Genomic DNA, 19,407 nt, shown 5'->3' on the forward strand with positions numbered 1-19,407 from the left:
CTGATTGGATATTGGTATCTGATGCTTTAGATGAATACTCTCATCTTACTTCTTAATGTAAACTCATTACCTCTAACACATTACTTCTTATTTCTTCCTCCCCCTCACCTCTAACACTTGGTTACTTATGTAATACTATTACCGAACTCGGTGATTGAAATAAATCACCGAGAACACAGATAAGACATTCAACAATCTCCATCATTCATTGATGCATAAAGGCCACACATCACTCTGAACTTAGCCTTAACTCCTCGCTGATGCTTTGAGCTCAATCCATTCAATTATCTCACTCAGCTTCCAAGCGACAGCCTTAGCCCCCAAATGAATGGCACAAGGAAACTTCCCGTTCTTCATTAACCGATAAATGGTTGCTTTGGATAAGGTTGTCATCTCAACAACTTCTTTAAGCTTTATTAGTTTCATGTTCTTAATCCGGCTATTGGTTCATAGCTAGACCAGCAATGTAATCATTTACATGATGTTGCCAGGCATGCCCCATGCCTGAGATGGCAATGAGCATGATGCCCCACTTGACACTGACGATACCCCCTCCTAACAGCTCAGCGACACGTGACAGATAAGAAGACCCTTTGTAACATGAACACATCCGCTAGCAAGAAGCCAATACACTAGGGTACTCAGCATGAAAAACATGACTGAAAACCACACGCTAAACGCGACTACATCTCGACAAAAACACAACAGGAGTGGTACACATAACACTACATAGTAGAATCATGGGTGTCGAACGACATGGCAATTTACGATAATGGTATTGATGTAAGTGTTTTAAAAAAGTTGGACGACAAAATATTTGTTGATTATCTCTGGTATAGAACGGGTGAAATTAACAATTCAAAAGTAATGAGCACACCTCATCGCGATTTACTGGAGAAATCATTAAAAGATGCCTGCACGACACCTAGAGCTCAACACTTTATGCGTGAGCACAACCCGAGAGATAACAGAAACTTTGGACTTGAAAGATTCATTGATGCTTTAGCAGATAAATTTGCGCTTAATTGCCTTACCGAGGAATACTATAAGTGGCTGCATGAAGATAATACCAGACTTAAATTCTTCATATGGAGGCTAATGAGTCACATATATGTAAAAGAAAACGACGGTCCACTGCTAGGTAAAACCTACAACTTCATTCCTCACCCAGCAATATTGACAGACAATTTAAAAACCTGTGCCAAAATCGATGCCATACGAAGTGGAAATATCACGAAAAAAGATATAATTTCCACCATCAATAGAATTCCTTGCAATAAAATTGAAAAGGAGGGGTTGGTACAAAACATACTTAAACACGCCGAATCTGCAATGAAAAACAATGAAATCTTACTTTGGTTTGAAAAGGACTATAAAGAAAAAGTGGTGTGGTTATGCAACTACCTGGAACACAATAATTCGAACTATATCCCCCTTGTTATAAATGGCTCATCTATGCAAAGGGATGACCTGATTTCATTTTTTGACGTCTTAAGCTTTATTAATGTGTACCAGTATAAGCTTTTGGTTTCCAACATGAAGAAAGCGTGGAGTCAAAAAGCATATCGAGACAAAAACTCAAATAAAAAGCAATACAGCATTAATATGAGCAAAGATATTGGCGATATTCTTGACAAGCTCAGTTTGGCTCAAAATGAAAATAAGAACACAATCGTTGAAGCACTTATCAGAGCTGAGTATGAGAAAATAGCGAGAATTTGAATTTCACAATTAAATAGCCAGGAAACAACTAAATGTTTCCTAGCTGCTTTTTAACTTAAGGACGTCACAACAAATGTCATTAAGTTGACATGAATGTCACTTATATTGGGGCCATTAATCTATCCAAGTGATCAGCCCATTTTTGCAACCACTCTTTACATTCATCGTTGTATCTATGGAGGTTATATGTTCCTTCTATGCCCTTTGGAGCATGGCCTAGTATTGCCTCTGCGATATCACTTGGGCATTTCAACTTTGCAAGCCCTGTTCTCACAGTGCGCCTAAGATCATGTGGTGTCCACGAGGGGATATCAATCATTGCATTATCTTTACGTAGTCGCCATGCGGTCTCAGTCAACAACTTTTGCTGTATTGGTTTTTTAGTCAAAAACGACGGAAATAAACAATCCCCGGTTATTAACCTCAGTGAATGAAGAAAATCGATAGCTTGTGTTGGCAGCTGAACATACCGCTCGGTATCCGTCTTAGTTTCTTTTAAATGGAATGTTCCATTATGTAGATCAATGTCCCGCCAGTAAGCACTGCAAATTTCTCCAGTACGACACCCAGTCCATAGTGTCATTCTGAGCACATTTTTCTGAGGAATAGAAAATCCTGAACTTGGTAACCAGATGAGAAATTTTCTCAGTTCTTCATCACTAAGAATTCGAGTCCCTTTCTGGCATGTTAAACGCACCTTCGCTAATTTTAATCTTTTCTTTGCGTTCATGACTGGGTTAACAAAGGTTTCATCCAGTTTTCCCGTCCCAATTGCATAGTCGAAAGCAGCCGACAACTCACGCAAAACACTACCCGCTTGAACATTCGCTCCCCGCGCAACGATCTCCATGACCAAACCTACGATGTCATGGGATGACACCTCCGTAGCTAACCTATCCCCAAATACTCGCACAGGGTCGTTATAGAGTGTCCTTCGTGTTTCAGCTTGACCTTTGGGTTTGCGAGCTCCAGATAAAATCCCCCCCTCCTTAGCGTGGCGATCTTCGATGTGTTCAGTCAGATAGAGCTCAATCATGTCTGAGATGGTAAACGGCGCAACGACATCTACTTCCTGCTCGCGCTTGATTTTAACTGCACTCAGCTCTGTTGCAGGACAGACACCTTGATGCCTCATGAGCTTCAATTCCTTGAGCTTTGTCCTTGCCTCCTCCAAGGACATCGCAGGAAAAACACCTAATGTGACTTGCTTTTGCTTACGCGGATTTAATGGGTCGTTGTAGCGGTAGTAAAAACTTTTCTTCCCCGTTTTCCCGCACACTACTCGCAATCCCCGATAATCACCGATGTCGACTTTATCTTTGTCTCCTGGCTTCATCGTCTCAATTGCCTTGTAAGAAAGCGGTTTGCTATTCTGGAGCGCAGCCATCATTTACATCCTTCCATATCTTTTTGCTATAAGCGCCAAAGCGTAGGTTTTCCTTTTGAGCAGCATCATTATCACACAAACCTACGCTTCAACCTACGCTTTAAGGTAAGGTTTAGTGAGTCGAAATGAGACTAAATGAACCTGCCTGAGCCTTATCGAACAAGGTCTCACTATTCAAAATCAGCAACTTAACGGCGAACAGACATTGATAACAATAGAAAATCTACAGCAACACACACCTATGATGCAGCAGTACCTGACGCTCAAGGCGGAGAACCCGGAGATCCTGCTGTTCTACCGCATGGGCGACTTCTATGAGCTGTTCTACGACGACGCCCGCAAGGCCTCCCAACTGCTCGACATCTCCCTGACCAAACGCGGCCAGTCGGCCGGCAGCCCGATCCCCATGGCCGGCGTGCCCTATCACGCCATCGAGGGCTATCTGGCCAAGCTGGTGCAGCTTGGCGAGTCTGCCGCCATCTGCGAGCAAGTGGGGGACCCGGCCACCAGCAAGGGGCCGGTGGAGCGCAAGGTCATTCGCATCATCACGCCGGGCACCGTCTCCGACGAGGCGCTGCTCACCGAACGTCAGGACAACCTGATCGCCGCCGTCTATCACGATGGCCGCCGCTTCGGTTACGGCACCATGGACATCGGCTCCGGCCGCTTCTTCATCAACCAGTTCGAGAAAGAAGAGACCCTGCTGGCCGAGCTGCAACGCACCAATCCGGCGGAGCTGCTCTATCCCGAATCGTTCGCCTTCCTGCACCATGTCGAGGGTCGCCGCGGCCTGCGCCGCCGCCCGGAGTGGGAGTTTGAGCTGGGCACCGCCCGCAAGCTGCTCTGCCAGCAGTTCGGCACCCAGGATCTGGTGGGCTTTGGCGTCGAGCAGAGCGAGACCGCCCTGTGCGCCGCCGGCTGCCTGATGCAGTACGTGAAAGACACCCAGCGCACCGCCCTGCCCCATATCCGCGGCGTTCGCCTCGAGCAGCCCGATCACGCGGTCATCATGGACGCCGCCACCCGCCGCAACCTAGAGCTGACCCAGAATCTGGCCGGCGGTCACGACAACACCCTCTCCGCCGTGCTCGACAGCACCGCCACCCCCATGGGCAGCCGGCTGCTTAAGCGCTGGATCCACCAGCCGATCCGCGATCGGGTGATCCTCAAAGGGCGCCAGAGCACCATCAAGGAGCTTATCGAGCAGAACCTCTACGACGAGCTGGGCAGTTTGCTGCGCCAGGTCGGCGACGTGGAGCGGGTGCTGGCGCGCCTGGCCCTGCGCTCGGCCCGCCCGCGCGACCTGACTCGTCTGCGGCAGGCCTTTGCCCAGTTGCCGGAGCTACAGCGCCTGTTGGCGGGCAGCGAGCACGAGGCGGTGCAGCAGCTGCGCGAGCGGGCCAGCACCTTCCCCGAGCTGCTGGATCTGCTGGAGCGCGCCGTGATGGAGGTGCCGCCGGTGCTGATCCGCGATGGCGGCGTCATCCGTGAAGGGTTCAACACCGAGCTGGACGAGCTGCGGGATCTGGCCAACGGCGCCACCGCCAGCCTGGCCCGCATCGAGGAGCGCGAGCGACTGCTGACCGGCATCAACACCCTCAAGGTGGGCTACAACAAGGTGCACGGTTTTTATATCGAGGTGAGCCGCGCCAACAGCCATCTGGTGCCGGCCCACTACATCCGCCGCCAGACCCTCAAGAACAATGAGCGCTACATCATCGATGAGCTGAAAAAGTACGAGGACAAGGTGCTCACCGCCCAGGCCCAGGCGCTGGCGCTGGAAAAACGCCTCTATGAGGAGTTGCTCGACGCCCTGCTGCCGCACCTGGCCCCATTGCAGGAGTCCGCCGCCGCCCTGGCCGAGCTGGACGTGCTCGGCAACCTGGCCGAACGCGCCGAGACCCTGAACTACTGCTGCCCCGAGCTGGTGAATGAGGATCGCATCGAGATCGAGGCCGGCCGCCATCCTGTGGTCGAGCAGGTGATGACCGATCCCTTCATTGCCAACCCGATCAGCCTCAGCCGGGCCCGCCACATGCTGATCATCACCGGCCCCAACATGGGCGGTAAGTCCACCTACATGCGCCAGAGCGCGCTCATCGTGCTGCTGGCCCACATCGGCGCCTTCGTGCCAGCCGAGCGGGCGGTGATCGGCCCCATCGATCGCATCTTTACCCGCATCGGGGCGTCGGATGATCTGGCCTCCGGCCGCTCCACCTTTATGGTGGAGATGACCGAGACCGCCAACATCCTCAACAACGCCACCGCCCAGAGCCTGGTGCTGATGGACGAGATCGGCCGCGGCACCAGCACCTATGACGGGCTGTCACTGGCCTGGGCCTGCGCCGAGCAGCTGGCGAGCAAGATTGGCGCCTACACCCTGTTTGCCACCCACTACTTCGAGATGACCCGCTTGCCAGAGCTGCTGGAAGGGCTGGCCAACGTTCATCTGGATGCAGTCGAGCACGGCGACACCATCGCCTTTATGCATGCGGTGCAGGAGGGGGCGGCCAGCCGCTCCTACGGCCTGCAAGTGGCGGCGCTGGCCGGGGTGCCGAAAAGCGTCATCCATCAGGCCCGCCACAAGCTGGCCGAGCTGGAGAGCGGCGATCACAGCAAGCCTGCGGCCAATGCGGCGCCGCGCCCGCAACCAGCCCCCCTGCCCCACCCCGTGGTGGAAGAGCTGGCCGGGATCAAACCCGACGAGCTGAGCCCGCGTCAGGCACTCGATCTGCTCTATCGCCTCAAGCAACTGCTGTAACCAGGCCAAGGATAAAAAAAGGGGAACCTCACGGTTCCCCTTTTTGTTGTGGCGGGCGATGCCCTTAGGCCGGGCCGATACGATCCACCAGATTGAGGTGGGGTACCCCACCCTGACGCTTGAGGTTCTGGTGATACTCCAGCTGGCGCTGGCTTTCACGCTTGAGGCCGAGCATCAGTGAGTAGCACATGGCCAGCATGATCACCGAGAAGGGCAGCGCCGCTATGATGCTGGCGGCCTGCAACGCGGCCAGCCCGCCCGAGAGCAGCAAGATGGCCGCCACCAGACCCTGGCCCAGTCCCCAGACGGCGCGGTGCAGCACCGGCGGCTCCTGATCCCCGATCGAGAGCAGAGTGGTGATGACCAGGGTGCCCGAATCGCTGGAGGTGATGAAGTAGGTGCAGATGAGCAGGGTCAGCACCCCCTTGGCAATCAGCCCAATGGCGCCCCAATCCATCAGCTCAACCGTTTTGTAAAGCGCCAGGGTGACGTCCTCATTGACCGCAGCCACCACGCCGCCTGCGCCAAACAGCTCGAGGTTCATGGCACTGCCGCCAAACACAGTCAGCCACAGCATGCCGAGCAGGGAGGGCACCAGCAGCACCCCGAGCACAAATTCACGGATGGTGCGCCCTTTGGAGATGCGGGCGATAAACATGCCGACAAACGGCGCCCAGGCAATCCACCAACCCCAGTAGAAGGCGGTCCAGCTCGACTGCCAGGCCGAGGTGCCGTTAGCCTCGGTGTTAGTCCAAAAGCTCAGGCGAATGATATTTTGCAGGTAGTCGCCGATGTTCTGCACATACCCGTTGAGGATGTAGGTGGTCGGCCCCATTGCCAGAAACAGCAGCAGGATGAAGATGCTGAGCCAGACGTTGAGCTCGGAGAGGATCTTCACCCCGCGCCCCACCCCGGAGACCGCCGACAGGGTGGCGATGACGCTGATGATGCCGATGAGCCACAACTGGTTGGTCTGGGAGACCTCGAGCCCCAACATCTGGTTGAGGCCGGTGTTCATCTGGGCGACCCCGAGCCCAAGTGAGGTGGCCACACCAAACACGGTACCAAACACCGCCAGCACGTCGGCGGCGTGACCCCAGAAGCCGTAGATCCGCTCGCCGAGAATGGGATAGAGCACGGAGCGAATGGCCAGCGGCAGCTTGCGCCGATAGCTGAAAAACGCCAGCGATAGGCCGACGATCACATAGATGGCCCACGGATGCAGACCCCAGTGGAAGAAGGTGAGGCGCATCGCCACCTGGGCGGCCTCGGGGGTCATCCCCTCGGTGATGAAGGGGTTGGACTGCAAGTGATAGATGGGTTCGGCAATGCTCCAGAACACCAGCCCGATCCCCATGCCGGCACTAAACAGCATGGCGAACCAGGAGAAGTAGCCAAAATCCGGTTCCTGATCGTCGTCACCCAGCTTGATGCTGCCAAAACGGCTGAACATCAGATAGATGGCGAAGAACAGAAACAGGGCGACCACCAGGATGTAATACCACTTGAAGGCGGCGATGATGGTGTCTTTGGCGCCGGTAAACCAGATGCCGGCCTCCTTGGGATCAAACACCCCAAGCAGCAGAAACAGGGTGACTACGGTCAGGGCCGTGACGGCCATAGTGGGGTTGAGCCCCTTAAAAAAACCATGCGTTGCTCGCATCGGGCCTCCTTAGTTCTGGTTGAAAAACTCTTCGCCAACGTGCTCACCGGCACCGCCGATGGCGCGATAGACCAGCTGGCCCACCGGATATTCCCGATGATCCACCAGGGTCACCGAAGCCTGTCCGTTCACCGCCGGCCGCTTGCCGAGGAAGATCGCCATGGGGACGCCGACATTGGAAACCCCGCTGGTGATCCAGAGGCGATTGAAGTCGTAGCTGCCACCGATGAACTCGAGCTGGGCCAGGCCATTGTCGAGACCAGAGAGATAGAAGTTCATGGCACTTTCATCGGGGAAAAGATGCACCAGCACATAGGAGTAGCGCAGTTCATTCACCAGTTCCTTTAAACTGAAAGCACCTGTCTCACTGTATGAGAGCGGCAACTCCCCATCGTAGTGGTGAACCTTAAGATTGTTCGGGTCTTCATCGTAAGCGGGTTGATAGCGAACAAATGCAGCAGTATCAGGAAGTTCATAACGCACACGGACTACTTTTAGTGCGTCAACCAGTGACTTGATGTCGAGGGTCTCGCTCATGATTGACCTCCTCTAGGCTCTATTTATGAGTCAAAAGGGGGCTAATTTATCATAAATTCATTAGAGCATAAAACTTTTGATGTTGAATCATATTGACCCTTCCGACAGCAAAAGGGAAAATGTGGCATCTCTTGAGGCGGACAATGACACCGTGAACAAACATGACGAGCTACTGGTCGCACTGCGACAGATCATTCGTGCTATCGACCTGCACTCCAAGCGCTTGATCAAGGAGGCGGGACTGACGGCGCCACAACTGTTGCTGCTCAAAGGAATGAATGATCTTGGCAACGCCTCGATGCGCCAGCTGGCCGATCACACCAACATGAGCCAGGCCACCGCCACCACCATCATGGATCGGCTGGAGTCACGGGGGCTGGTGATCCGGGTGCGCAGCGAGAGCGACAAGCGTAAGGTTCATGCCAGCCTCACCGAGGCGGGCCGCGAGCTGCTGGCCGATGCGCCAACCCCGCTGCAAGAGAGCTTTATCCTGCGCTTCCAGGCATTGGAAGAGTGGGAGCAGAGCCTGCTGCTCTCCTCGGTGCAGCGCATCTCGAGCATGATGAACGCCAACGCCATCGATGCCGCGCCCGTGCTCAGCGTACGCCCGCTGACCGAAGAGAAGGCATGAACCCACAGACATAAAAAAAGCTCCCTTTCGGGAGCTTTTTTTATGTCTCGGCATTAATCCTCGAGGGAGATGCCGATATTGGAGACCCCACCCTGCGCCGCAAACGCCTTGATGGCGAGGATGCTGTCGCTGTCACGCTCGAAGGCGACCCGCTTTTGCAGCTCAACCTGGAACTCCAGCTCATTTTCGAACACCTCGTGTTCATAGAGCTCGTCGTCTTCCATCTCGCGCCCTTCCAGCATCTCAATGAAGCCGGCCACACAGCCGATAGAGGCATGGCTCGCCTCCTCAGACTCCTCGCCCACCCGGCAGATCACCGAGTTATAGGCACAACCCAGCGCAACACAGGCATCCAGCGCCGGGTAGGCGCCATAGCTGTCAAAGCGGGTCGGGTCCGGGATCTGGCTCTCGAACTCTTCGAGCAGGGCGCTCAGGTTGACGCGCGAGCCCTTAACCGTGAGATATTCCCACATCTGATCCAGCGTCTGGCGAAAGGCCATCGCGCTGCCAAAGCCGGATGCCTGGGCAAACAGGGCGTAGTTAGGGTACATGCGCTCGGCCAAGGCCAGGGCAAAAACAGTCTGTTGCCAGGGTTGCAGCTCTCGCAGCCGCTTGTAGAACTTGTCACCGAACACGGGGGACTCCTCTCAGTCAGTTGCGGCCGATTGTATCCCAATGGCCGGGGTGGCGAGAAATGAAATGCGGCTGGTCGGCTATCTTGGCAAAAAATGTGGGGTAAGATGAAGGACATAGGCGCCAGCTCGACAACAAGGACAGAATAATGAGCCAACGTACCCTGCTCCTGCTCAGCCAGGATAACGCCCACTACGAACGCCTGCTCAAGGCGGCCCACCTTCCCCACCTGCGGATCCTGCGCGCCGATAGCGAGGCCGAAGCCAAGGCCAAGATTGGGGAGGCCCATATCCTGATGGCCGAGCCGGCCCGAGCCAGGCCACTGCTGGCACAGGCTAGCAAGCTGGTCTGGCTGCAATCGACCTATGCTGGCGTCGATATTCTGCTTGGCCCTGGCGAGCGCCGTGATTACCAGCTCACCAATGTGCGCGGCATCTTCGGCCCCCTGATGAGTGAATATGTTTTCGGCCACCTGCTGGCCCTGACCCGCCAGATCGTCCACTACCGTGAGCAGCAGCGCCAGAAGGTGTGGCAAAGCCGCCCCTACGAAAGCTTGCGGGGCAAGACCCTGCTAATTCTCGGCACCGGCAGCATAGGCCAGCACATCGCTCAGACCGGCCATCACTTCGGCATGCAGGTGCTCGGTGTGAGCCGCAGCGGTCGTGAGCGCCCAGGGTTTACCCAGGTTTACCAGGTGCCGGCACTCAACAAGGTGCTGCCCCAGGCCGATGTGATCGTCAGCGTGCTCCCCTCCACCCGAGAGACACGCCATCTCTTCAACGCCGAGCGCTTCAGTTACTGCAAGCCAAGCGCCATCTTCTTCAACGTGGGGCGCGGCTCGGCAGTGGATAGCACTGCGCTGCTCACGGCCCTTCGCACCGGCAAGCTCGGCTTCGCCGTGCTCGACGTGTTCGAGCAAGAGCCCCTGCCGGCCGACTCCCCCCTGTGGGGCCAGCCCAACCTGACCATTACCCCCCACAACAGCGCCTACAGCTTTCCCGAAGACGTCGCCCAGATCTTCATTCGCAACTACATCCGCTTCATCGATGGACAGCCGATGGACGGCAAGATTGACTTCGATAAGGGCTATTAAGCCTCACCTTCACAGGTTGTATCAGGATGCGTCCAGCTTGGTACAACCTGTGCTCCCATCCTTCGCTGAGCCACTTCTTCCTGCGCAGGCCTGGCGGGCGCGCACGGGCTACCACCTAAGTTGGACAGAGAGCGAAAGGGGGTAGGCAAACCGCGTTAACGGTATCGCTGAGAAGGGCAGAGAGGCAGAGAGGCAGAGAGGCAGAGAGGCAGAGAGGCAGAGAGGCAGAGAGGCAGAGAGGGTATTTTGATTTCTGAACTAATTAAAAATAAGTTTAATTTTTAAATAATGGGTTGCGTTTAGACAAAGGAACGGGGCCAATGGCCCCGCTACATTTCCCGATTTAAACCGCTTGAGCCAAATGCTGACGGTAGCGACCACGCCACTTGTCATGCTCTTCCTGATTGCCCTTCTCGGCCCAGAATTCACAGATATCCCGCGCCAGATCCGCTGCCATGGCATGATCTTCATCGCGCCGGCTCAGTAGATAGTCACCTAGCCAGGATTGATACTGTTCCATATTTATCTCCTTATCGCAGATGGTCTGAATGTCTCCCTTCATGCCCAAGCATGGTCAAAATAAAACCTTTCTACTCTAACCTTTATTGACGGCGTTGGCTATGCCCATCGCAGCGCGCTGCGTGGTCAGAGTACACAGCAACTCAACATAAGAAAGTCAGTGGCATGCACAAGTGACTCCCTGTCACCTGTCACCCGTTACCCGTCTCATCAATGTCAGCCCTTAATCCAACGAACCAGCGAACAGAAAGAGCCGAAGCATGTAGCAATAAGACAGATGGGGCATCAGATGACGTAATTCACCTGTCATGTCGGCTTGAAGGAGATCACGGATGCTCCGAGCCCCGATCTTTTGAGTGACGCCATTCGAGCCACATTTATGCGGTTAATCATATCTCTTACGTCAATAGAAAAATCCCCGGACAAGCCGGGGATGATCCTTATTGGGTGCCGCCGACCGTGAGGCGGTCGAGCTTGAGGGTGGGCTGACCCACCCCGACTGGCACGCTCTGCCCCTCCTTGCCGCACACGCCGACTCCGCGATCGAGTTGCAGATCGTTGCCGACCATCGAGACCTGGCTCATCGCCTCGGGGCCGTTGCCGATCAGGGTCGCCCCCTTGATGGGAGCGGTGATCTTGCCATCCTCGATGAGGTAGGCCTCGGAGGCGGAGAAGACAAACTTGCCGGAGGTAATGTCCACCTGGCCGCCGCCAAAGTTGGGGGCATAGATGCCGCGCTTGACCGAGGCGATGATCTCCTGCGGATCCGACTCGCCGGCCAGCATGTAGGTGTTGGTCATGCGCGGCATCGGCAGGCTGGCGTACGACTCGCGCCGGCCGTTGCCGGTCAGCGGTACGCCCATCAGGCGGGCATTCTGCTTGTCTTGCAGATAGCCTTTCAAAATGCCGTTTTCAATCAAGACGTTGTAGCCACCCGGCGTGCCTTCGTCATCGATGGAGACCGAGCCACGGCGCCCGCTCAGGGTGCCGTCATCGACGATGGTGCACAGGCTCGAGGCCACCCGCTCACCGATGCGCCCGGCATAAGCCGAGGAGCCCTTGCGGTTGAAGTCCCCTTCCAGACCGTGGCCGACCGCTTCATGCAGCAGCACTCCGGGCCAGCCGGCACCGAGCACCACCGGCATGGTGCCGGCCGGCGCGTCGATCGCCTCGAGGTTGACCAGCGCCTGACGCACCGCCTCGCGCACATAGCCAAGGGCCCGGCTCTCCTCCCCCTCGGATTCGAGGAACCACTCATAGCCAAAGCGCCCGCCACCGCCGGCGCTGCCGCGCTCGCGGCGGCCATGGCGCTCGGCCAGCACGGTCACCGACAGACGCACCAGAGGGCGGATATCGGCGGCCAGGGTGCCGTCACTGGCGGCCACCAGCACCTCTTCATAGACCCCGCTGATGGAGGCCATCACCTGGCTGACCGCCGGATCAAGGGTGCGGGCGAAGCGATCCATCTGCTCGAGCAGCGCGATCTTCTGCTGCTTGCTGAGGCTCTCAAGCGGGTCCATGGCCGGATAGAACAGCCCGGATTCACCGCGCCGCCACGCCTGCACCTGACCCTCCCCCCCGCTGGTCGCAATGCCGCGGGCCGCCACCACAGACTGGCGCAGCGCCGTCAGGCTCAGCTCATCGGTGTAAGCAAAGCCGGTCTTCTCGCCGCTTACCGCACGCACCCCGACCCCTTGATCGATGTTGTAGCTGCCATCCTTGACGATGCCGTCCTCCAGCATCCACGACTCGTGCCAGCTGCGCTGGAAGTAGAGATCGCCAAAGTCGATCCGATGGCTCATCAGGCTGCCGAGCAGCCCCTCGAGACGGGCCGGGTCGAGATCGTGGGGGGCCAGCAGCGAGGCGCTGACCTGCTCAAGTAGACTCAATCTTGTTCTCCATCGCCGTGAGCGGCGTTCAGATTCATCAGGCGGGCATGGCGCAGCACTGGCATGCGCCCAGCCAGGGTTGGAGCCTGTTCGGGGTCAAAGCGGGCACTCACCAGCCCCGCCCCGGCACGCTGGCAGGCGACAATGGCCCCCCAGGGGTCAACGATCATGCTGTGGCCAAAGGTCTCGCGACCGGTCTCGTGATCGCCGCCCTGATTGGCCGCCACCACCCAGCACTGGTTCTCGATGGCGCGGGCACGCAGCAGGGCCTCCCAGTGGGCGGCGCCGGTCACCCGAGTAAAGGCGGCGGGCACCAGCAGGACGCGGGCGCCGTGGGCGACCAGAGTGCGATACAGTTCGGGAAAGCGCAGATCATAACAGATGGAAAGCCCCAGCGTCCCGAATGGCGAAGGGACGGTGACCGGCCTCTCTCCGGGGCTGAAGGTCTCCGACTCGCGATAGCGTCCCTGGCCGTCGGCCACGTCCACATCGAACAGGTGGATCTTGTGATAGTGCCCCTGGCAGCGCCCCTCGGGATCAAACACCAGTGAGCTGGTATGGATGCGCGCCTCCCCCTCGATGCGAGTCGGCATGGCGCCGGCCACCAGCCAGATCCCGTAGTGGCGCGCCCAGGCGGCGAGCTGGGTCTGGATCGGCCCCTCGCCGAGCGCTTCGGCGCCGTCGGCGTAACCCTGTCGCTCCCCAAACAGGGCGAAGTTCTCCGGCAGCAGCACCAACAGCGGGCGCTCCGCCGGCAAGGTGGCGAGCAGCTCGGCGATGCGGGCTCGGTTGCCCGCCCAGTCGCGCCCCGACACCAGTTGCAATGCACATAACCACATGACTCAGCCTCCTTGCTCCGTCCCGACCCGATCATCGGGGTAGAGGGTATAGTCGAACACGGCGAGGCGAGAGGTGCAGCGGGAGAGCTGCGCCTCAAGGGCCAGCCGATCCGGATGATTCAGGCAGCGTAGCCGCGCCGCCTCGTCGGCAAAGGTCAACAGCACGCTGTGGCTGAACCCCTGCTCCTGCGGCCGATCACCGATGCCACACTCCACGGACAGCACGCCCGGCACTTGGCGCGGCAAGGCCAGAAAGGCGCTTCGCAGCGCCGCCACCTCGGCGCTCTGGGTCGCCGGGGCAAATTCGATGAGCAGGATCTGGCGGATCATCGTCACCTCCTTGTGCGCGGGATCAGGGTTGGCTCGGCGCCGCCAGCGGCGCGGCCGACTTGACCGCCTTGCGCTGCTCGGCATTGAGCTTGAGCCGAGCCCGGTCGCGGCCGGCCTCGCTCAGATGAGGGTTGTCGAGTGGCCCCTCGATACGAAAATCGATGCGGGTCACCACATCCACCACCGGCTCGAGCAGCTTAGAGAGGGCAAACACATAGAGCCCAGTGATGGGAGTCAGGGAGAAAGCGGCCACCACCGGCAGGGTGCCCCCCAAGTTGGGCGAGAAGCTGAGCTGGTAGTCGAGATCCCAGCGCACCAGATCGGCAATCCCCTCACCGCGCAGGTTACCGGCGGCCCCCTTCATGAAGAAGTCGCGGTTGTCGATCACCCCGCGCTCAATCTTGAGGGTTCCGTCCATCGCCTCAAAGTAGAGCCCCTTGTCAAACACATCGCGAAAATCGAGTTTAAGCTTGCGCACCAGCGAGTCGAAGCTGAGGAACGAGAGGATGCGCGCGCCGCGGTCGTTGACCTCGCGCACCGTGCCGCCGTCAAAGTGGAACTGGCCATTGCCCGAGAGGGTCGCCAGGTGCGGGCGCCACGGCACATCCTGCCAGCCCAGATTGAGGGCGATATCGGCCGGAGCATCGCTGATCGGCGAGCTGTAACCAAAGCGGCGCAGCAGCAGCTCGCTGTTGTTGCTCTTGAGGCGCCCCTCCATGCGACTCTGCATGCGGTTGCCATCGGCGCGCCACAGCGCCTTGCCGGTGAGGGTCGAGCCCCCCAGCTCGGACTTGAAGTCAGCCAGCTCCACCCGGTTGGCCCCCGGTTTGAGCTCGCCGCTCACCTGGCCGAGCGGCAACTCCCCGAAACGGCAATCGGCGCAGCTCACCTTCAGCCACGGCATGGCGTGCAGCAGCGCCAGCTCCTGCGAGCCATCCGGGGTTCCCTTGAAGTCATCGCTCGAGCCGGGCCAGTGCAGGCGACCGAACTGGGCCTCGATGGGACGCGCGCGCTGATAGGGAATGCGCACCACGCCGAGCACCTGCGGCCCCTCCAACAAGACTTCGGTCCCCTGGCGCGCCGCCCCCACGCTGAAGTGCAGCGCCTTGAGGGTGGCCGAGCCCATGCGGGCCTGGTTGATCTGACCGTCGACGCCCCATGGGGAGGGCCAGAAGGCCGGCCCCTTGAGCGCCGGTGTGTCGTCGGCACGGGGCGGCAGCCAGTCGGCCAGGCGTCCCAGCCAGCCCCCCACATCGGCCTCGTTCTGGCTGATGGTGAGCAGCATGGGGGCATCGCGGATAATCCGGGTGCCGGGCTGACCGATGTCGGCCCGCAGCCGTGACAAGCGGGCCGGCCCATCCCCATAGACCAGCCGGGTCGCCAGATCGATATCCATACCGAGCACAGCGCGAATATCGGCGCTGCCGCGCTCGGCACGGGCGGTGATCCGCAGCGGCAGCGAGCGCTCGGCCGCCTTGCTCAGCGGTGCCGGTAGGTCGAGCGCCATGCCACGCAGATCCGAGGAGAGATCGGCGGTGAACGAGAAGGGGCGCTCGCTCGGCAAGGAGAGATCCAGCTTGCCGCTCCAGCGGGAGCGGCCCTGCAAGGTCTCAAGACCCGGCGCCTTGAGGGTGGCACGCTTGGAATCCCACTCCCCGTCCATCTTCAGGGCCACCTGATAGCCATCGGGACGCACCTCCCCCGCATAGTCGAGGGTGACCGGGTTGCCGTAGAGGCGCGCCTTGAGCCCCTTGAAGCCGGTCTTTTCGTTGTCAAAGTCGAGCACCCCGCTCACCCCATCGAGCGGCAGCGAGAGGGAGGAGACCAGCAGCCGACTCTGCTCAAACGCGACCTGCCCCCCCACCTTCACCTCGCTGCCACCGTCGAGCGGAATGTCGAGCCCCAGGGTACCGGCCAACGGGCCGCCCACCTGCAACTCCTGCAACGCCTTGCCCACCGAGCCGTGCAGCGGCGAATCGATGAGATAGTCGCTCACCTCACGCCCCTCCCCCTTCACCTTGGCGGCGATGTAGAGGTGGGCGCCGGGCGCCAACTCGGGGATGAGGGCGTGGATCTGCTCCCCCTGCGCCTTGCCGAGGCGGGCCGAGCGGCTCTGCATGTCGAGGGAGGCGTTCTGGAACAAGAGATCGAGTTGCAGGTCGGTGAGCGGTTGCCAACCTGGGTCGAACTGGAAGGTCGCCTTCTCAAGCGGCACCGCCGCCTGGAAGATCCCCTCGCCGCCGGCATAGGGGAAATCGTGCAGCGCGCCATACCAGAGCAGGCTGGCCCCCTTGGCCTGCCCCCCCTTGAGGGCGCCGCTCAGGTAGGCCACCAACGGCGTCCCCATCGCCTGCAACGGGTAGTAGCGATCCGCATGGCCGGCGTTATACAGATCGACCGAACCGGTCAGGGCCAGGAAGGGGCGCTCCCCTAAGTCGAGGCGAAAACGGGTGGAGAGGCTGAGATCGGCGTTGCTAAGCGCCACATCCTGCCCGTAGAGGGTCCAGGCGTCGTTCTCGCGCCACCAATCGAGGCGACCGCGCAATCGATCGACCGGGATCGGCTGCTTGAAGTGCTCCCCGGTGTCGATGCGATCCTTATCGAGCGCCAGCTCGACGCTGCCCCCCTCGGGAGTCAGCCAGAAGCGGCCATTGAGCGCCTGCATGCCGGGCAGCCACTGCCAGTGATCGAGGCCGATGCGATCGAAGCGGCCGCTCACCTGCAACCCGCTCCAGTCGCCCTGCGCCGTCAGCAGCAGATCGTCGAGCTGGCCACGCGGGCGGCTCTTGGCCAGCCCCTCGGCCACCTCGGGATAGAGGCCGGAGACCAGTTGGCCGAGCTGAGCCAGCTTACCCAGCTCCAGCTTGGGGATGAGGCCAGTGATGCGCCCCGCACGGCGCTCGAGCTGCAACTGGCTCTTGAGCCAGGGGCGCTCGTCGAGCTTGAGTTGCAGGTTGTAACTTGCCAACTGCCAGTTGGCCCCGTCCCGGCGCAACTGGATCTGGCCGCCGTCGAGGCCAAGCCGGTGCAGCTCACCCTGCTCTTTCCAAATCAGGTAGTTATTGCCAAAGCGCAGCAGGCTCTCCCCCCACTGACGCCCCTTGAACTCGCTCCACAGCTGGAAATCGAGCCGGCCCGCCAGCTGCGGCTCACCGGCATGGATGCGCGAGAGCAGCGGCCCAACGTCGAGACGGCTGGCCGCCAGATAGAGATGGCCAGAGAGATCGGCCAGCCGGCGCGAGCGCCCTTCGAGATTGATGATGAGATCGAGCGTACTCTCGTCCATCCCCTCCACCAGGTAGGCCTTGCCGACCCCCTGATGGTGGCGACCGCGATTTTGCCAGCCCAGTTCGGCGATGCTGAGGGTGGTGAGATCGCCAAGGGGCGTCTTGAGGCGCACCCGGCTGTCGTGCAGTGAGAAGCGGCTGAAGCGGCCGAGCAGGATCTCGAGCAAGGCGTCGATCTGCTGCTCGTCACGCTCCTGCGTGGCTGGGCGGCTGAGATCGAGAGCCAGATCGAGCCGGCTCAAACGCAGCCGGCTGAAGATGGCGCTGCGCTCGCGCAGGCTGCGCCAGGGATCGAGCCGGACATAGGCTTCCCCCAGGCGCAGATCGAAGCGCCCCCCTTGCGGGGCAACGCGCAGACCAGAGAGAGAGAGGGCTGGGCCACGGTCGACCCAGGCCAGACCGATATGCTCGACGCTGGCGCCGAGCTCCTGGCCAAGCAGGCTGTCGAGCAGGGCCTGACGATGCTGGTTGAGCAGAGGGCCACCAAGGCGCACCGCGCTGATCCCGAGGGCCAGCAGCACCAACGTGACGCCAAAGGCCAGCCAGGCCCGGCTCAACCAGCGGTGAACCACTTACATCATCACCACGTCGAACTGCTCCTGACTGTAGAGCGGTTCGCTGACCACCCGCACCTGCTTGCCGATGAACACCTCCAGCTCGGCCAGGCTGTGCGACTCCTCGCCGCGCAGGAACTCGGCCACGGCCGGTGCGGCATAGACGGTGAACTGATCCGCGTCGTAGGCGCGGTTAACCCGGATGATCTCGCGCAGGATCTCGTAGCAGACCGACTCGACCGTCTTGACCCGGCCGCGCCCCTGGCACTCGGGGCACTCGGAGCAGAGCACGTGCTCGAGGCTCTCGCGGGTGCGCTTACGGGTCATCTCCACCAGCCCGAGCTGGGAGAAGCCGTTGACGTTGGTCTTGGCCCTGTCTTTGGCCAGCGCCAGCTCCAGGCTGTGCAGCACCCGGCGGCGGTGATCTTCCGACTGCATGTCGATGAAATCGATGATGATGATGCCGCCGAGGTTGCGCAGCCGCAGATGGCGGGCAATGGCCGCCGTCGCCTCGACGTTGGTGTTGAAGATGGTCTCTTCCAGATTGCGGTGGCCGACGAAGGCGCCGGTGTTGATGTCCACCGTGGTCATCGCCTCGGTCTGATCGATGATGAGGTAGCCACCGGATTTGAGCTCCACCTTGCGCTCCAGGGCGCGCTGTATCTCGTTCTCCACGTCATAGAGATCGAAGATGGGCGACTCGCCGGAGTAGTACTCCACCTTGTTGGCCAGCTCCGGCACGTACTCTTCACAAAAGCGCTTGAGGGATTCAAAGCTCTGGCGTGAATCGACCCGGATCTTGTCCAGCTCGGCCCCGACGAAGTCGCGCACCACCCGAAACGCCAGACTGGGATCTTCATAGATGACCCGGCACGGCGGGTACTTCTGCTTGCGCTCGAGGATCTTGCGCCACAGCCGCTTCAAGAAGGCCGCGTCCTGCTCCAGCTCCTGCTCCCCCACCCCTTCGGCGGCGGTGCGGATGATGAAGCCTCCCAGCTCGTCCACATAGCTGCTCACCACGCTCTTGAGGCGCTCGCGCTCGGCTTCCGACTCGATGCGCTGAGAGACGCCGACGTGGGCGCTGCCCGGCATAAACACCAGATAACGGGAGGGCAGGGTGAGATCGGTGGTGAGGCGGGCCCCCTTGGTACCGAGCGGATCTTTGACCACCTGCACCATGATGTCCTGCCCCTGGCGCACCAGCTCGGCGATGTTGCCGGCCTGGAACTGCTCTTTCTCCTTGATCGCCACGCACTCGGTGTGCGGGACTATGTCGGAGGCGTGCAGGAAGGCGGCCTTGTCCATACCGATATCGACGAAGGCGGCCTGCATGCCGGGCAGCACCCGGCTGATCTTGCCCTTGTAGATGTTGCCAACGATGCCACGCCGAGCCTGGCGCTCCACGTGGACTTCCTGCAACTGGCCGTTCTCGACCAGGGCGACCCGGGTCTCGGACGGGGTGACGTTAATCAACAGTTCTACGGGCATAGGTCACTGCTTCCTGATGTGTAAAGGCTTGAAGAGGAACAGCGCAGCCGCGCCCGCACAGGGAGCCACGAACC

General features: G+C 59.4%; 15 protein-coding genes. 4 read left to right on the top strand and 11 right to left on the bottom strand.

Annotated features, from left to right (window positions below):
* Positions 1-246: 246 nt before the first annotated feature.
* The gene (locus tag FE240_RS14745) at positions 247-426 is read right to left on the bottom strand and encodes a helix-turn-helix transcriptional regulator (protein WP_052816108.1); all 180 of its coding nucleotides are present in this window, start codon (positions 424-426) and stop codon (positions 247-249) included.
* A 330-nt stretch (positions 427-756) separates the two neighbouring features.
* Here FE240_RS14745 and FE240_RS14750 point away from each other — a divergent pair, with 330 nt between their 5' ends.
* Positions 757-1,722, top strand: a complete 966-nt coding sequence (locus FE240_RS14750; RefSeq protein WP_193001969.1) for a hypothetical protein — start codon at positions 757-759, stop codon at positions 1,720-1,722.
* A gap of 100 nt (positions 1,723-1,822) precedes the next feature.
* On the opposite strand, the gene FE240_RS14755 is transcribed toward FE240_RS14750, so the two are convergent.
* Positions 1,823-3,112, bottom strand: a complete 1,290-nt coding sequence (locus FE240_RS14755) for a tyrosine-type recombinase/integrase (RefSeq protein ID WP_226798840.1) — start codon at positions 3,110-3,112, stop codon at positions 1,823-1,825.
* 202 nt (positions 3,113-3,314) lie between these two features.
* On the opposite strand from FE240_RS14755, the gene mutS reads away from it, so the two are divergent.
* Entirely contained in the window at positions 3,315-5,870 is a 2,556-nt protein-coding gene (mutS, locus tag FE240_RS14760; protein ID WP_193001971.1) for a DNA mismatch repair protein MutS, read from the top strand.
* A gap of 64 nt (positions 5,871-5,934) precedes the next feature.
* Here the strand turns inward: mutS and FE240_RS14765 are convergent, their stop codons facing one another.
* Together FE240_RS14765 and FE240_RS14770 are read right to left on the bottom strand one after the other, a co-directional pair.
* Positions 5,935-7,533 carry a BCCT family transporter gene (locus tag FE240_RS14765; RefSeq protein ID WP_042048918.1) on the bottom strand — a complete coding sequence of 533 codons (1,599 nt, stop codon included), beginning with the start codon at positions 7,531-7,533 and terminating at the stop codon, positions 5,935-5,937.
* A gap of 9 nt (positions 7,534-7,542) precedes the next feature.
* The gene (locus FE240_RS14770) at positions 7,543-8,070 is read right to left on the bottom strand and encodes a hypothetical protein (protein ID WP_042048920.1); all 528 of its coding nucleotides are present in this window, start codon (positions 8,068-8,070) and stop codon (positions 7,543-7,545) included.
* A 151-nt stretch (positions 8,071-8,221) separates the two neighbouring features.
* Here FE240_RS14770 and FE240_RS14775 point away from each other — a divergent pair, with 151 nt between their 5' ends.
* Positions 8,222-8,701 (top strand): MarR family winged helix-turn-helix transcriptional regulator, encoded by a 480-nt coding sequence (locus FE240_RS14775; protein WP_042048922.1) that lies wholly within the window; start codon positions 8,222-8,224, stop codon positions 8,699-8,701.
* A gap of 53 nt (positions 8,702-8,754) precedes the next feature.
* On the opposite strand, the gene FE240_RS14780 is transcribed toward FE240_RS14775, so the two are convergent.
* Positions 8,755-9,336: a YjaG family protein gene (locus FE240_RS14780; protein ID WP_042048923.1), complete on the bottom strand. Its 582-nt coding sequence runs from the start codon at positions 9,334-9,336 to the stop codon at positions 8,755-8,757.
* Positions 9,337-9,482: 146 nt separating this feature from the next.
* Between FE240_RS14780 and FE240_RS14785 the strand changes: the two genes are divergently transcribed.
* Positions 9,483-10,427 (top strand): D-2-hydroxyacid dehydrogenase, encoded by a 945-nt coding sequence (locus FE240_RS14785; protein WP_193001973.1) that lies wholly within the window; start codon positions 9,483-9,485, stop codon positions 10,425-10,427.
* 343 nt (positions 10,428-10,770) lie between these two features.
* Here FE240_RS14785 and FE240_RS14790 read toward each other — a convergent pair whose 3' ends face one another.
* The 6 genes from FE240_RS14790 to rng all read right to left on the bottom strand — a co-directional run bounded on the left by FE240_RS14790 (position 10,771) and on the right by rng (position 19,333).
* Positions 10,771-10,947 carry a hypothetical protein gene (locus FE240_RS14790; RefSeq protein WP_193001975.1) on the bottom strand — a complete coding sequence of 59 codons (177 nt, stop codon included), beginning with the start codon at positions 10,945-10,947 and terminating at the stop codon, positions 10,771-10,773.
* Positions 10,948-11,386: 439 nt separating this feature from the next.
* Positions 11,387-12,835: a metalloprotease TldD gene (tldD, locus tag FE240_RS14795; RefSeq protein ID WP_193001977.1), complete on the bottom strand. Its 1,449-nt coding sequence runs from the start codon at positions 12,833-12,835 to the stop codon at positions 11,387-11,389.
* Positions 12,832-13,674, bottom strand: a complete 843-nt coding sequence (locus FE240_RS14800) for a carbon-nitrogen hydrolase family protein (protein ID WP_042048932.1) — start codon at positions 13,672-13,674, stop codon at positions 12,832-12,834. Before FE240_RS14800 ends, tldD begins: the two co-directional genes overlap by 4 nt.
* A gap of 3 nt (positions 13,675-13,677) precedes the next feature.
* The gene (locus FE240_RS14805; protein ID WP_193001979.1) at positions 13,678-14,004 is read right to left on the bottom strand and encodes a Dabb family protein; all 327 of its coding nucleotides are present in this window, start codon (positions 14,002-14,004) and stop codon (positions 13,678-13,680) included.
* A 22-nt stretch (positions 14,005-14,026) separates the two neighbouring features.
* Positions 14,027-17,863: a YhdP family protein gene (locus tag FE240_RS14810; protein ID WP_193001981.1), complete on the bottom strand. Its 3,837-nt coding sequence runs from the start codon at positions 17,861-17,863 to the stop codon at positions 14,027-14,029.
* Positions 17,864-19,333 carry a ribonuclease G gene (gene rng, locus FE240_RS14815; RefSeq protein ID WP_042048935.1) on the bottom strand — a complete coding sequence of 490 codons (1,470 nt, stop codon included), beginning with the start codon at positions 19,331-19,333 and terminating at the stop codon, positions 17,864-17,866. It abuts the gene before it with no gap.
* Positions 19,334-19,407 lie beyond the last annotated feature (74 nt).

The organism is Aeromonas simiae (assembly GCF_014892695.1).
In the GTDB taxonomy this organism is placed as follows: domain Bacteria; phylum Pseudomonadota; class Gammaproteobacteria; order Enterobacterales; family Aeromonadaceae; genus Aeromonas; species Aeromonas simiae.

What these genes read in the sequence shown, in the direction of transcription:
- FE240_RS14745 (WP_052816108.1), bottom strand. Translation starts at nt 426, where the DNA reads ATGAAACTAATAAAGCTTAAAGAAGTTGTTGAGATGACAACCTTATCC.
- FE240_RS14750 (WP_193001969.1), top strand. Translation starts at nt 757, where the DNA reads ATGGCAATTTACGATAATGGTATTGATGTAAGTGTTTTAAAAAAGTTG.
- FE240_RS14755 (WP_226798840.1), bottom strand. Translation starts at nt 3,112, where the DNA reads ATGATGGCTGCGCTCCAGAATAGCAAACCGCTTTCTTACAAGGCAATT.
- FE240_RS14765 (WP_042048918.1), bottom strand. Translation starts at nt 7,533, where the DNA reads ATGCGAGCAACGCATGGTTTTTTTAAGGGGCTCAACCCCACTATGGCC.
- FE240_RS14770 (WP_042048920.1), bottom strand. Translation starts at nt 8,070, where the DNA reads ATGAGCGAGACCCTCGACATCAAGTCACTGGTTGACGCACTAAAAGTA.
- FE240_RS14785 (WP_193001973.1), top strand. Translation starts at nt 9,483, where the DNA reads ATGAGCCAACGTACCCTGCTCCTGCTCAGCCAGGATAACGCCCACTAC.
- FE240_RS14790 (WP_193001975.1), bottom strand. Translation starts at nt 10,947, where the DNA reads ATGGAACAGTATCAATCCTGGCTAGGTGACTATCTACTGAGCCGGCGC.
- FE240_RS14800 (WP_042048932.1), bottom strand. Translation starts at nt 13,674, where the DNA reads ATGTGGTTATGTGCATTGCAACTGGTGTCGGGGCGCGACTGGGCGGGC.
- FE240_RS14805 (WP_193001979.1), bottom strand. Translation starts at nt 14,004, where the DNA reads ATGATCCGCCAGATCCTGCTCATCGAATTTGCCCCGGCGACCCAGAGC.
- rng (WP_042048935.1), bottom strand. Translation starts at nt 19,333, where the DNA reads ATGCCCGTAGAACTGTTGATTAACGTCACCCCGTCCGAGACCCGGGTC.